We start from the raw sequence: 14,151 nt of genomic DNA on the forward strand, positions 1-14,151 counted from the left end.
GGGCCGAGGGCCCTGCCCCGGATCCGTTTTGGTCCAGCGGCGCTGACGCGTTAGCCTGGTTCGATGTGTGTGCTGGCGGCCGGGTGTCGCCCCGGTTCCGCACGCACCAGCAATCACCTCTCGGAAGGACCCGGAGAGACATGCCTCCCAAGAAGAAGAAGGTCACGGGGCTTATCAAGCTCCAGATCAACGCCGGTGCGGCCAACCCGGCGCCGCCGGTCGGCCCCGCGCTGGGCCAGCACGGCGTCAACATCATGGAGTTCTGCAAGGCCTACAACGCTGCGACCGAGTCGCAGCGCGGCATGATCGTGCCGGTGGAGATCACGGTCTACGACGACCGTTCCTTCACCTTCGTCACGAAGACGCCGCCGGCCGCGCGCCTCATCCTGAAGGCCGCCGGTATCGAGAAGGGCTCCAGCGAGCCGCACAAGACCAAGGTCGCGAAGCTCACCAGCGCCCAGGTCCGCGAGATCGCCACCACGAAGATGCCCGACCTGAACGCCAACGACCTGGACGCGGCGGAGAAGATCATCGCCGGCACCGCCCGGTCGATGGGCATCACCGTCGAGGGCTGATCACCTTCTCGTCCCCTGTGGTAGGGCCTGCGCAGGCCCGTGAATACCACAACTCCAATCACCATTCAGGAGCAGCAGTGAAGCGCAGCAAGGCTCTGAAGGCCGCGGACGCCAAGGTCGACCGCGAGCGCCTTTACGCCCCCCTCGAGGCCGTCCGCCTCGCCAAGGCGACCAGCACCACCAAGTTCGACGGCACCGTCGAGGTCGCCATGCGTCTGGGCGTCGACCCGCGCAAGGCCGACCAGATGGTCCGCAGCACCGTGATCCTCCCGCACGGCACCGGTAAGACCGCTCGGGTCCTGGTCTTCGCGACCGGCGAGCGTGCCGAGGCCGCGCGTGCTGCGGGTGCCGACATCGTCGGTGCCGACGAGCTGATCGACGAGGTCGCGAAGGGCAAGCTGGACTTCGACGCCGTCGTCGCCACCCCGGACCTCATGGGCAAGGTCGGCCGCCTCGGCCGCGTGCTCGGTCCCCGTGGTCTGATGCCGAACCCGAAGACCGGCACCGTGACCCCGGACGTCGCCAAGGCTGTCAACGACATCAAGGGCGGCAAGATCGAGTTCCGCGTCGACAAGCACTCGAACCTGCACTTCATCATCGGTAAGGCCTCCTTCACCGACGAGCAGCTGGTCGAGAACTACGCCGCCGCGCTGGACGAGGTGCTCCGCGCCAAGCCGTCCGCCGCCAAGGGCCGCTACATCAAGAAGACCGCGTTCTCGACCACCATGGGCCCCGGCATCCTGGTGGACCCGAACCGCACCCGCAACCTCCTCACCGAGGAGGACCCGGCCGCGGTCTGAGCCCCAGTGCTCTAGAGCAGTCCGTACGGCGGGCCCGTACCCCCTTCACCGGGGGTGCGGGCCCGCCGTCGTTCCCGCCGCGGGGCCCGCGGTCCGGGCCGGTCGCGGGGACCGGGACCTGCACGGATGGGAACAAGTGCCCGAAGCGTCGTACGCTCTGTCGGTCAGCATGTGGAGAACCCGTGACCGACGGAGTGTGCCGTGCCGCCCGCCCCCCGCTCCGCCGCCCTGGTGGCGGCCCTGCTGCTGCTCGGCGCCGGCTCCGGCTGCAGCCTGCTGGCCGCACCGGCCACCCGTACCCCCGGCTCCCCGGCGGCCGTACCGCCCAAGCAGGTGGTGCTCTCGGCCGCGCAGGCCCTGGACGACGCGGGCGGTGCCCGGATCGAGGTGGTGCGGGAGGGCCCGGCCGGTCGGCGCACCGCGAGCGGCACGCTGGTCTGGGGCCCCCGGGACGAGGCCGAGCTGACCGTCACCGACGAGGCGGGCACCGGGCAGCTGGTGATGAAGGACGGTGCCATCGACCTGTCCTACGGGGGCGGTGCGGCCAAGCACGCCGAGCGGGCCACCGCCGAGGCGCTGGACCCGACGGCCGGCCCGGCCCCGGACGGTTACGCCGGCGGCTGGACGACCGCGCTGGTCACCGCCCCGGGCAGCCGCGCGTACGCGATCGCGCAGAGCGTCAAACTCGGTTCGCTCGGCGCCGAGGAACTGGCCGGCACGACCGTGGCGCACTACCAGGGCTCCGCGCCGGTGGAGGAGTTCTTCGCTGCGGACCCGGAGTCGAGCCCGCAGCGGCGTGCCGCGACGGTGGACTGGTACCGGCAGCACGGGGTGACGGCGATCGCCTTCGACGTCTGGGTGGGACCCGGCGAGCGGTTGCTCCGGCTGCGCGAGACGGTCCGGGGGAGCGACGGAACCACCGTGACCACGACCGACGTCCCCTCCTCCGGCACGGACGACGCGACACCCGCCGCAGGAGGCTGACCGGAGGCCCGGAATCCGCTGCGTGGCGGCTCCGACGATCCGTTAGAGTCCGGCTGGGCAATGCCTGGGAAGAGCTGACAATCGGCTCTTCCGTGAAGCTGTTACGGATCTCACGGGGGTACCTCCATGCGCGCTGTGCGCCTCGCCTCGGTCGTCGCGACGACGGCCGTCCTGCTCGGTGCGGTCACCGCCTGCGGTGGCAGCAAGGGCGGCAACGACGCCAAGGGCGGTGACGCCAAGGGGGGCGACCCCATCGCGGCGGCGCTGACCGGGGACCCGAAGGCGGCGCTGACCGCCTCCGCGCTGGTGATGCAGAAGGCCGGCAACGGCAAGGTCAGCATGGTCAGCCCGGACGACAGCAAGGGCGGCGGCACCGGCGACGCCGACTGGAAGGAGCCGGGCAAGGCCTCCGTCGACCTGGTCGGCGACATGGGCGGCAAGAAGCTCAAGATCCGGGTGATCGGGCCGGACGCCTACCTCGGCACGGACGACGCGGCCGCGGCCCTGGGCGGCAAGCACTGGGTCAAGCTGCCCGCCGGCAACGAGGCCGGCGACGGCTTCCGGGCGGCCGGCCAGATGCTGAACCCGGTCGTCCTGCTCACCGTCGCGGCCCAGAGCGGCAAGCTGTCCAAGGTCGGCGAGGAGACCCTGGACGGCGCCCAGACCACCCACCTGAAGGCGGTCGAGGACACCGCCACCCTGGTGGCCGGGATGGCGGCGCTCCCCGAGGAGCAGCGCAAGGTCGTCCAGAAGACGCTGGAGCAGGACGGCAAGACCCTCACCTTCGACTTCTGGCTGAACGGCAAGCAGGAACTCGTCCAGTACCAGGAGTACGGCGACGCGAACGGCCCGAAGCAGGCCGTCACCGTCAAGTACTCCGGCCTCGGCAAGGCCGCCGCGATCACCGCGCCCGCCGCCACCGACCTCGGCAGCGAGGCCGACCTGCTGAAGCTGCTCGCGGGCTGATCGACCCGGGCCCGTGACCGGGCCGGCTCGGCCGACCGGTGGATCCGGCCGGGTCCGCGCGATCCGACCAGGGGGCCGCCACCCGCCGGGCCGGGGACGGGTGGCATGGTGGCCGGACGAGGACGGCCGCCGGACGGGGCCGGCGACGAAGGGAACGGACGTGGCGGGACGGCAGCGGTTGGCGGCAGTGGCCGTCGTCGCCCTGCTGGCGAGCGGGCTGAGCGGATGCGGCGGCGGGGACGACGCGACCGCCACGCCGTCCGGCAGTCCGACCCCGACCAGCGTCTCGCCGACCGGATCCCTTCCGACCGGCCCGGCCAAGCCGACCGACCGCTCCCCGCACGGGGTGCTGCTCTCCGCCCAGCTGGCCATGCAGACCGCCCGCCGCGCCAAGGTCAGCTACCGGCTCGGCGCGGACGCCGGGTCGGGTCCGCTGTTCTGGGCGCCCAAGACGGCGCTGCAGATCAAGCGCTCCACCCCGGCCGACGCCGAACAGCTGATCGTCGTGGACACCGTCGCCTACCAGGGCGGCGACGCCGCCACCGCGGCCCGCCAGGGCGGTAAGCACTGGGAGCGCTTCACCGTCCCGCCGGACCCGGACGGCCACAAGGAGATCCCGTACGCCGGCCTGGTCGACCTGCTGAACCCGGTCGAGGCGCTGGCCGCGGCCACCGCCGACGGGGTGGACCCCGCCTTCGTCGGCGAGGAGAAGTACGAGGACTCGACCGTCGAGCACTACCGGGTCACCACCACCGCCGAGAAGTACGCGGCCGCCCAGACCCAGCTGAGCCAGACCCGGCGGGACGGCCTGCGGGCCGCGCTCGCGCCCGGCGGCTCGCTCTCGCTCACCGTGGACCTCTGGCTCAACGACAAGGACCAGCTGGTCCGGCTCCAGCGCACCGGCAGCGGGGACAGCGGCCGGGCGGACGACTCGGTGCTCTACACCGACCTCGCCGGGGCGCTGCTCTCGGCGCAGGCGCCGGCCGAGGCGGACACCGCCGACACCGGCGTCCGGACGGTCCCGCCGCCGGCCCGCTGAACCCGCCGAGCCCCGCCGGGCGTCCCCGGAACCGCTCCGGAACCGCCCGGGAGGCCGTTCCGGGCCGGTCCGTCCGAGGGCGATTTGCACCTGGGGAACGCCTCCGGCTAATCTGGCCGAAGCCAAAGACCGCTGGTTGTCGCCGCGCCCCCGCAAGGGACTCGGTGGCCGAAGGATCTGCGCTTCGTCGCAGGCAGCCCGCGCAGGTGCGTCTGGAGCTTCGACTTCCGGGTCCCGCGTTCGCGTGGGTGTCCGTCGAGGTCGTTCCGAGCCCCGTGCCCCTGCGCACCGGGGCTCGTTGCATTTCTGCAAGAGCTTCCTTCCGTCCGGTCGGTCCGCGGCGACATTGGTCGACTTTCGCGGTCGGCCCGAATTCGACATCACGGAAGGAGGCGTAAGCCTATGGCCAGGCCCGACAAGGCTGCCGCCGTCGCCGAGATCACGGACAAGTTCCGTGGCTCCTCTGCGGCGCTGCTGACCGAGTACCGCGGTCTCTCGGTGAAGCAGGTCAAGACCCTGCGTCGCTCGCTCGGCGACAACGCCGAGTACGCCGTGGTGAAGAACACGCTGACCAAGATCGCGGCCAATGAGGTCGGGATCACGGAGCTCGACGACCTGTTCAACGGTCCGACGGCTGTCGCCTTCGTCACCGGTGACCCGGTGGAGTCGGCGAAGGCTCTGCGTGACTTCGCCAAGGAGAACCCCGCTCTCATCATCAAGGGCGGTGTCCTTGACGGTAAGGCGCTGTCCGCCGATGAGATCAAGAAGCTCGCGGACCTCGAGTCCCGCGAGGTGCTGCTCGCCAAGCTGGCGGGTGCCCTGAAGGCCAAGCAGTCCCAGGCTGCCGCGCTCTTCCAGGCCCTGCCGTCGAAGCTCGTCCGCACTGTGGACGCGCTGCGCGACAAGGTCGAGCAGGGCGGTGCCGGTACGCCGGCTCCCGCCGCCGAGGACGCTGCCGCCGAGTAATTCGGCAGGCTCACGCCTCGCTGCGGGCCCGTGCCCGCCCAACCCGTACATCCGGCACCACCTGCCGATTTAGTGGAAGGACGCCATCATGGCGAAGCTGACCCAGGACGAGCTGCTCGCGCAGTTCGAGGAGCTCACCCTCATCGAGCTCGCTGCCTTCGTGAAGGCCTTCGAGGAGAAGTTCGACGTCACCGCTGCCGCCCCGGTCGCCGTTGCCGCCGCCGGTGCTGCCGGCCCGGCCGCCGAGGCCGTTGAGGAGCAGGACGAGTTCGACGTCATCCTCGACGGTGCCGGCGACAAGAAGATCCAGGTCATCAAGGAGGTGCGCACCCTGACCTCCCTCGGCCTGAAGGAGGCCAAGGACCTCGTTGACACCGCTGGTGCCAAGGTCCTGGAGAAGGTTGCCAAGGACGTTGCCGAGAAGGCCAAGGCTGCCCTCGAGGGTGCCGGCGCCAAGGTCACCGTCAAGTGATCTTGCGCCCCCTCTGAGGGGGCGTGCGGCCGGGCCGATCACCCTTGCGGGTGGTCGGCCCGGCCTTTTCGCGTTCCCGGGGGCGGGGCCGGCCGTCGGCCGCGTTCCGCCGTCCGGGTCGACGCGCTCCACCGGTGTGGCCGATCGCGCACTCGGCACCGTCGGTGGCGAGAGGTATGGTGATCACCGTCGTCGGGTGGCCCCCACCACGGGTTCTGTAACGCGGGAGGGGTCCGGGCCGATGAACGGGGTGAGGCCCGCGCCGTCGGCGGGCCCTTGACGAACCAGGCGCGGCGCGCGATTCTCAAGGCGCGAGTCCGCCCGGTTGGTCCGCTGCTGGATGCATAACCAGTGGCTCCGGCGGGAAATGACTCCACGTGAGTTAGAGCAGTACCCGGTGGGCGTCCGCGCTCCCCGGCTACCGGGAGGAGTCTCCGATTCGGTCTCCGAATCAGAGCTGGACAGCAGTGTGGCCTTTGGCTACACTGTCCCTTTGCGCTGCCTGTTAGCTGCTCCGTGACTCGTCGCCCGGAGTTTGCGTTGCCCTGAAGGGGTCTGGCATCGCCTCCGCAAAGCGGCTCTGACCTGGGGTTTCGACCCCGGCGGAGGCCGGTGGCGATGGAGGCGGGACCAAGCCCAAGCAGGCCCGGCTGGTACGCGCGTAGTGAGCTCCGAGCCCTCGGAAGGACCCCCCTCTTGGCCGCGCCGCGCAACGCCTCGAACAATTCCGCCGCATCCACCGCCCCGCTCCGCGTCTCGTTCGCGAAGATCAAGGAGCCCCTCGAGGTCCCGAACCTCCTGGCCCTGCAGACCGAGAGCTTTGACTGGCTGCTCGGCAACGCGGCCTGGAAGTCCCGGGTCGAGGCGGCCCTGGAGAGTGGTCAGGACGTCCCCACCAAGTCCGGTCTGGAGGAGATCTTCGAGGAGATCTCCCCGATCGAGGACTTCAGCGGGTCGATGTCCCTGACCTTCCGCGACCACCGTTTCGAGCCGCCGAAGAACTCCATTGACGAGTGCAAGGACCGCGACTTCACGTTCGCGGCCCCGCTCTTCGTCACGGCTGAGTTCACCAACAACGAGACCGGTGAGATCAAGTCTCAGACGGTCTTCATGGGCGACTTCCCGCTCATGACCCACAAGGGCACGTTCGTGATCAACGGCACCGAGCGTGTCGTCGTCTCGCAGCTGGTCCGCTCCCCGGGTGTGTACTTCGACTCCACCCTGGACAAGGTGTCCGACAAGGACATCTACTCCTGCAAGGTCATCCCCTCGCGTGGTGCCTGGCTGGAGATGGAGATCGACAAGCGCGACATGGTCGGCGTCCGCATCGACCGCAAGCGCAAGCAGTCCGTCACCGTGCTGCTCAAGGCGCTCGGCTGGACCAACGAGATGATTCTCGAGGAGTTCGGCGAGTACGAGTCGATGCGCGCCACCCTGGAGAAGGACCACACCCAGGGCCAGGACGACGCGCTGCTGGACATCTACCGCAAGCTGCGTCCGGGCGAGCCGCCGACGCGTGAGGCCGCGCAGACCCTGCTCGAGAACCTCTACTTCAACCCGAAGCGCTACGACCTCGCGAAGGTCGGCCGCTACAAGGTCAACCGCAAGCTGGGCAACGCCGAGTCGCTGGACTCCGGCGTGCTCACCGAGCCCGACATCATCGGTGCGATCAAGTACCTGGTGAAGCTGCACGCGGGCGAGACCGAGTGGCGTGACGGCGAGGGCCGCGACATCGTGGTCGAGGTCGACGACATCGACCACTTCGGCAACCGTCGCCTGCGCAACGTCGGCGAGCTCATCCAGAACCAGGTCCGTACGGGTCTCGCCCGTATGGAGCGGGTCGTGCGCGAGCGCATGACCACCCAGGACGTCGAGGCGATCACGCCGCAGACCCTGATCAACATCCGGCCGGTCGTCGCCTCCATCAAGGAGTTCTTCGGCACCAGCCAGCTGTCGCAGTTCATGGACCAGACGAACCCGCTGTCGGGCCTGACCCACAAGCGTCGTCTGTCCGCCCTCGGCCCCGGCGGTCTCTCCCGTGAGCGCGCCGGCTTCGAGGTCCGTGACGTGCACCCCTCGCACTACGGCCGCATGTGTCCGATCGAGACCCCCGAAGGCCCGAACATCGGTCTGATCGGGTCGCTGGCCTCGTACGGCCGGGTCAACGCCTTCGGCTTCATCGAGACCCCGTACCGCAAGGTCGTCGACGGTGTGGTCACCGAGCAGGTGGACTACCTGACCGCCGACGAGGAGGACCGCTACGTCATCGCGCAGGCGAACGCCCCGCTGACGGCGGAGCTGACCTTCGCCGAGCCGCGTGTCCTCGTCCGCCGCCGTGGCGGCGAGATCGACTACATCCCGGGCTCCGAGATCGACTACATGGACGTCTCGCCGCGCCAGATGGTGTCGGTCGCGACCGCCATGATCCCGTTCCTCGAGCACGACGACGCCAACCGCGCGCTCATGGGCTCGAACATGATGCGTCAGGCGGTGCCGCTGCTGAAGAGCGAGGCCCCGCTGGTCGGCACCGGCATGGAGTACCGCTGCGCCGTCGACGCCGCCGACGTCATCACCGCCGAGAAGGCCGGTGTCGTCCAGGAGGTCTCGGCCGACTACGTCACCGTGGCCAACGACGACGGCACGTACACCACGTACCGCGCCGCCAAGTTCACCCGCTCCAACCAGGGCACCGCCTTCAACCAGAAGGTGCTCGTGGACGAGGGCGCCCGGGTCGAGGTCAACCAGGTGCTGGCCGACGGCCCCTGCACCGACGAGGGCGAGATGGCCCTCGGCAAGAACCTGCTCGTGGCGTTCATGTCGTGGGAGGGTCACAACTACGAGGACGCGATCATCCTGTCGCAGCGCCTCGTGCAGGACGACGTCCTCTCCTCGATCCACATCGAGGAGCACGAGGTCGACGCCCGTGACACCAAGCTCGGCCCCGAGGAGATCACCCGGGACATCCCGAACGTCTCCGAGGAGGTCCTCGCCGACCTCGACGAGCGCGGCATCATCCGCATCGGCGCCGACGTCGTCACCGGCGACATCCTGGTCGGCAAGGTCACCCCGAAGGGCGAGACCGAGCTGACCCCCGAGGAGCGCCTGCTCCGCGCGATCTTCGGTGAGAAGGCCCGTGAGGTCCGCGACACCTCGCTGAAGGTGCCGCACGGTGAGTCCGGCAAGGTCATCGGCGTCCGCGTCTTCGACCGCGAAGAGGGCGACGAGCTGCCCCCGGGCGTCAACCAGCTGGTCCGCGTCTACGTGGCCCAGAAGCGCAAGATCACCAACGGTGACAAGCTCGCCGGCCGTCACGGCAACAAGGGCGTCATCTCCAAGATCCTGCCGGTCGAGGACATGCCGTTCCTGGAGGACGGCACCCCGGTCGACATCATCCTCAACCCGCTGGGCGTCCCGTCCCGAATGAACCCGGGACAGGTCCTGGAGATCCACCTCGGGTGGCTCGCCAAGCAGGGCTGGGACGTCTCCGGCCTCGCCGACGAGTGGGCCCAGCGCCTGCAGGCGATCGGCGCCGACCAGGTCGACGGTGGCACCAACCTCGCCACCCCGGTCTTCGACGGCGCCCGCGAGGACGAGATCACCGGCCTGCTGGACAACACCACCCTCACCCGTGACGGTGAGCGCCTGGTGAACTCCACCGGCAAGGCCCGGCTGTTCGACGGCCGCTCCGGCGAGCCGTTCCCGATGCCGGTCTCGGTCGGCTACATGTACATCCTCAAGCTGCACCACCTGGTCGACGACAAGCTGCACGCCCGTTCGACCGGTCCGTACTCGATGATCACCCAGCAGCCGCTCGGTGGTAAGGCGCAGTTCGGTGGTCAGCGCTTCGGTGAGATGGAGGTGTGGGCCCTTGAGGCGTACGGCGCGGCCTACGCGCTGCAGGAGCTGCTCACCATCAAGTCCGACGACGTGCTCGGCCGCGTGAAGGTCTACGAGGCCATCGTCAAGGGCGAGAACATCCCCGAGCCCGGCATTCCCGAGTCCTTCAAGGTCCTCATCAAGGAAATGCAGTCGCTCTGCCTCAACGTGGAGGTGCTGTCCTCGGACGGCCAGTCCATCGAGATGCGGGACTCCGACGAGGACGTGTTCCGCGCCGCCGAGGAGCTCGGCATCGACCTGTCCCGGCGCGAGCCGAGCAGCGTCGAAGAGGTCTGACGGAGGCCGGGCCGGCCGCACGACCGCGGCCGGCCCGCCCCCAGGCCCCCCTCAGACCACATGAACGACTCTCGACTTACGAAAGAGGGCTTGACGACCAGTGCTTGACGTCAACTTCTTCGACGAGCTCCGCATCGGCCTGGCCACCGCCGACGACATCCGCCAGTGGTCGCACGGCGAGGTCAAGAAGCCGGAGACCATCAACTACCGCACCCTGAAGCCGGAAAAGGACGGGCTCTTCTGCGAGAAGATCTTCGGCCCCACCCGGGACTGGGAGTGCTACTGCGGCAAGTACAAGCGCGTCCGCTTCAAGGGCATCATCTGTGAGCGCTGCGGCGTCGAGGTGACCCGCGCCAAGGTGCGCCGCGAGCGGATGGGCCACATCGAGCTGGCCGCCCCGGTCACCCACATCTGGTACTTCAAGGGTGTCCCGTCCCGTCTGGGCTACCTGCTGGACCTGGCGCCGAAGGACCTCGAGAAGGTCATCTACTTCGCCGCCTACATGATCACCTGGGTCGACGACGAGCGCCGCCAGCGCGACCTGCCGTCCCTGGAGGCGCACGTCTCGGTCGAGCGCCAGCAGATCGAGAACCGCCGCGACTCCGACCTCGAAGGCCGTGCCAAGAAGGCCGAGACCGACCTGGCCGAGCTGGAGGCCGAGGGCGCCAAGGCTGACGTGCGCCGCAAGGTGCGCGAGGGCGCCGAGCGCGAGATGAAGCAGCTGCGCGACCGCGCGCAGCGCGAGCTCGACCGCCTCGACGAGGTGTGGGCCCGCTTCAAGAACCTCAAGGTCCAGGACCTCGAGGGCGACGAGCTGCTCTACCGCGAGCTGCGCGACCGCTTCGGCACCTACTTCTCCGGCTCGATGGGCGCGGCGGCCCTCAAGGACCGCCTCGAGAACTTCGACCTGGCGGAGGAGTCCGAGCGCCTGCGCGAGATCATCCGCACCGGCAAGGGCCAGAAGAAGACCCGTGCGCTGAAGCGCCTCAAGGTCGTCTCCGCGTTCCTGCAGACCACCAACAAGCCCAACGGCATGGTGCTGGACTGCGTCCCGGTCATCCCGCCGGACCTGCGTCCGATGGTGCAGCTGGACGGTGGCCGCTTCGCGACCTCCGACCTGAACGACCTGTACCGCCGCGTGATCAACCGCAACAACCGCCTGAAGCGCCTCCTCGACCTCGGTGCCCCCGAGATCATCGTGAACAACGAGAAGCGCATGCTCCAGGAGGCCGTCGACGCGCTGTTCGACAACGGCCGCCGCGGCCGTCCGGTCACCGGCCCGGGCAACCGCCCGCTGAAGTCCCTCAGCGACATGCTGAAGGGCAAGCAGGGTCGTTTCCGTCAGAACCTGCTCGGCAAGCGAGTCGACTACTCGGCCCGTTCGGTCATCGTCGTCGGCCCGCAGCTCAAGCTGCACCAGTGCGGTCTGCCGAAGGCCATGGCGCTGGAGCTCTTCAAGCCGTTCGTGATGAAGCGCCTGGTCGACCTGAACCACGCGCAGAACATCAAGTCGGCCAAGCGCATGGTCGAGCGCGCCCGTCCGGTCGTGTGGGACGTCCTCGAAGAGGTCATCGCCGAGCACCCGGTCCTGCTGAACCGTGCGCCCACCCTGCACCGCCTCGGCATCCAGGCCTTCGAGCCGCAGCTGGTCGAGGGCAAGGCCATCCAGATCCACCCGCTCGTCTGCACCGCGTTCAACGCGGACTTCGACGGTGACCAGATGGCCGTCCACCTGCCGCTCTCCGCGGAGGCGCAGGCCGAGGCCCGCATCCTGATGCTGTCCTCGAACAACATCCTGAAGCCGGCCGACGGTCGCCCCGTCACCATGCCGACCCAGGACATGGTGCTGGGCCTGTTCTTCCTCACCTCGGACCGCGACAACGTGAAGGGCGCCGGCCGCACCTTCTCGTCGACCGCCGAGGCGATCATGGCCTTCGACGCCCGCGACCTGGACGTCCAGGCCCCGATCGAGCTGCGCCTGCCGGCCGGCACCGTCCCGCCGCGCGGCTGGGCCGCTCCGGTGGACGAGGACGGCCAGCCGACCTGGTACGAGGGCGAGCCCTTCCGCCTGACCACCACCCTGGGCCGCGCGCTCTTCAACGAGCTGCTGCCCGAGGACTACCCGTTCGTCGACTACGAGGTGGGCAAGAAGCAGCTCTCCGCGATCGTCAACGACCTGGCGGAGCGCTACCCCAAGGTCGTCGTCGCGGCGACCCTGGACAACCTGAAGGCGGCCGGCTTCCACTGGTCGACCCGCTCGGGCGTCACCGTCTCGATCTCGGACGTCGTCGTCCCGCCGAACAAGCCCCAGATCCTCGAGGGCTACGAGGCGAAGGCGGAGAAGGTCCAGCGTCAGTACGAGCGCGGCCTGATCACCAACGACGAGCGCAAGCAGGAGCTCATCGGCATCTGGACCCAGGCGACCAACGAGGTCGCCGAGGCCATGAACGTGAACTTCCCGAAGACGAACCCCATCTTCATGATGGTCGACTCGGGTGCTCGCGGAAACATGATGCAGATGCGCCAGATCGCCGGTATGCGTGGTCTGGTGTCGAACGCCAAGAACGAGACCATCCCGCGACCCATCAAGGCGTCGTTCCGTGAGGGTCTCACCGTGCTGGAGTACTTCATCTCCACCCACGGTGCCCGTAAGGGTCTGGCCGACACCGCCCTCCGTACCGCCGACTCCGGCTACCTCACCCGTCGTCTGGTCGACGTCTCCCAGGACGTCATCATTCGCGAGGAGGACTGCGGCACCGAGCGCGGCCTGAAGCTGGCGATCGGCTCCGTGGGTGCGGACGGCGTGCTGCGCAAGGCCGACGACGTCGAGACCAGCGTGTACGCCCGCATGCTCGCCGAAGACATCACCATCGACGGCAAGCTGCTGGCCACCGCGAACACCGACCTCGGTGACGTGCTGATCGACGAGCTGATCCGCCACGGCATCGGCGAGGTCAAGACCCGCTCGATCCTGACCTGTGAGTCGGCCGTCGGCACCTGCGCCATGTGCTACGGGCGTTCGCTGGCCACCGGCAAGCTGGTCGACATCGGTGAGGCGGTCGGCATCATCGCCGCCCAGTCCATCGGTGAGCCCGGTACCCAGCTGACGATGCGTACCTTCCACACCGGTGGTGTGGCCGGTGACGACATCACCCAGGGTCTGCCGCGTGTCGTCGAGCTCTTCGAGGCCCGTACCCCCAAGGGTGTGGCCCCGATCTCGGAGGCCACCGGCCGGGCGCGGATCGAGGACACCGAGAAGACCCGCAAGATCGTCATCACCCCGGACGACGGCAGCGACGAGATCGCCTACCCGGTCTCCAAGCGTGTGAAGCTGCTGGTCAGCGAGGGCGAGGCGGTCGAGGTCGGCCAGAAGCTGACCATGGGTGCCACCAACCCGCACGACGTCCTGCGCATCATGGGCCAGCGTGCCGTCCAGGTCCACCTGGTCGCCGAGGTCCAGAAGGTCTACAACTCGCAGGGCGTGTCGATCCACGACAAGCACATCGAGATCATCATCCGGCAGATGCTCCGCCGCGTGACGATCATCGAGTCGGGCGACGCCGAGCTGCTCCCGGGCGAGCTCGTCGAGCGCGGCCGCTTCGAGACCGAGAACCGTCGTGTGGTCGCCGAGGGCGGTCACCCCGCCTCCGGCCGTCCGCAGCTGATGGGTATCACCAAGGCCTCGCTGGCCACCGAGTCCTGGCTGTCGGCCGCCTCCTTCCAGGAGACGACCCGGGTCCTCACCGACGCGGCGATCCACGCCAAGTCGGACCCGCTGCTGGGCCTCAAGGAGAACGTCATCCTCGGTAAGCTCATCCCGGCCGGTACGGGTCTGCCCCGCTACCGCAACATCCGGGTCGAGCCGACCGAAGAGGCCAAGGCCGCGATGTACTCGGCCGTCGGCTACGACGACTACGACCTGTCGCCCTTCGGCGCCGGCTCCGGCCAGGCCGTTCCGCTGGACGACTACGACTACGGCCCGTACACCGGCTGAGTCCCCCTCCTCGCCCGTCATCGGGCAGGAGTGGCCCAGGTCACTGATCGCAGGGCGGTCACCCCTCACGGGGTGGCCGCCCTGCGGCGTTTCCGGGCTGCGGGGCCGCGGGGCCGCGGGTTCCGAGCCGAGGGCGGCGGGCCGGCGGCTCACCCGTGCGGGGGAGGGGCAGGAACCGCTCC

The 14,151-nt window shown here is 69.2% G+C and carries 9 protein-coding genes; all 9 read left to right on the forward strand.

The window, feature by feature from the left end:
* Nucleotides 1-140: 140 nt before the first annotated feature.
* Nucleotides 141-575 (forward strand): 50S ribosomal protein L11, encoded by a 435-nt coding sequence (rplK, locus tag ACFV04_RS03435; protein ID WP_360254583.1) that lies wholly within the window; start codon nucleotides 141-143, stop codon nucleotides 573-575.
* Between the two features lie 77 nt (nucleotides 576-652).
* Entirely contained in the window at nucleotides 653-1,375 is a 723-nt protein-coding gene (gene rplA, locus ACFV04_RS03440) for a 50S ribosomal protein L1 (protein WP_360254585.1), read from the forward strand.
* 201 nt (nucleotides 1,376-1,576) lie between these two features.
* The gene (locus tag ACFV04_RS03445) at nucleotides 1,577-2,359 is read left to right on the forward strand and encodes a hypothetical protein (protein WP_380341378.1); all 783 of its coding nucleotides are present in this window, start codon (nucleotides 1,577-1,579) and stop codon (nucleotides 2,357-2,359) included.
* Between the two features lie 126 nt (nucleotides 2,360-2,485).
* Nucleotides 2,486-3,325: a hypothetical protein gene (locus ACFV04_RS03450; protein ID WP_380341375.1), complete on the forward strand. Its 840-nt coding sequence runs from the start codon at nucleotides 2,486-2,488 to the stop codon at nucleotides 3,323-3,325.
* Between the two features lie 160 nt (nucleotides 3,326-3,485).
* Nucleotides 3,486-4,364: a hypothetical protein gene (locus ACFV04_RS03455; protein WP_380341373.1), complete on the forward strand. Its 879-nt coding sequence runs from the start codon at nucleotides 3,486-3,488 to the stop codon at nucleotides 4,362-4,364.
* Nucleotides 4,365-4,766: 402 nt separating this feature from the next.
* Nucleotides 4,767-5,330 (forward strand): 50S ribosomal protein L10, encoded by a 564-nt coding sequence (gene rplJ / locus ACFV04_RS03460; protein ID WP_045693068.1) that lies wholly within the window; start codon nucleotides 4,767-4,769, stop codon nucleotides 5,328-5,330.
* Nucleotides 5,331-5,418: 88 nt separating this feature from the next.
* Nucleotides 5,419-5,802, forward strand: coding sequence for a 50S ribosomal protein L7/L12 (gene rplL / locus ACFV04_RS03465; RefSeq protein ID WP_189916036.1), 384 nt, complete (start codon nucleotides 5,419-5,421; stop codon nucleotides 5,800-5,802).
* Between the two features lie 696 nt (nucleotides 5,803-6,498).
* Nucleotides 6,499-9,975 (forward strand): DNA-directed RNA polymerase subunit beta, encoded by a 3,477-nt coding sequence (gene rpoB, locus ACFV04_RS03470; protein WP_360254595.1) that lies wholly within the window; start codon nucleotides 6,499-6,501, stop codon nucleotides 9,973-9,975.
* Between the two features lie 100 nt (nucleotides 9,976-10,075).
* Nucleotides 10,076-13,969: a DNA-directed RNA polymerase subunit beta' gene (locus ACFV04_RS03475; protein ID WP_360254597.1), complete on the forward strand. Its 3,894-nt coding sequence runs from the start codon at nucleotides 10,076-10,078 to the stop codon at nucleotides 13,967-13,969.
* Nucleotides 13,970-14,151 lie beyond the last annotated feature (182 nt).

The organism is Kitasatospora sp. NPDC059599, from assembly GCF_042735125.1.
Lineage (GTDB): Bacteria > Actinomycetota > Actinomycetes > Streptomycetales > Streptomycetaceae > Kitasatospora.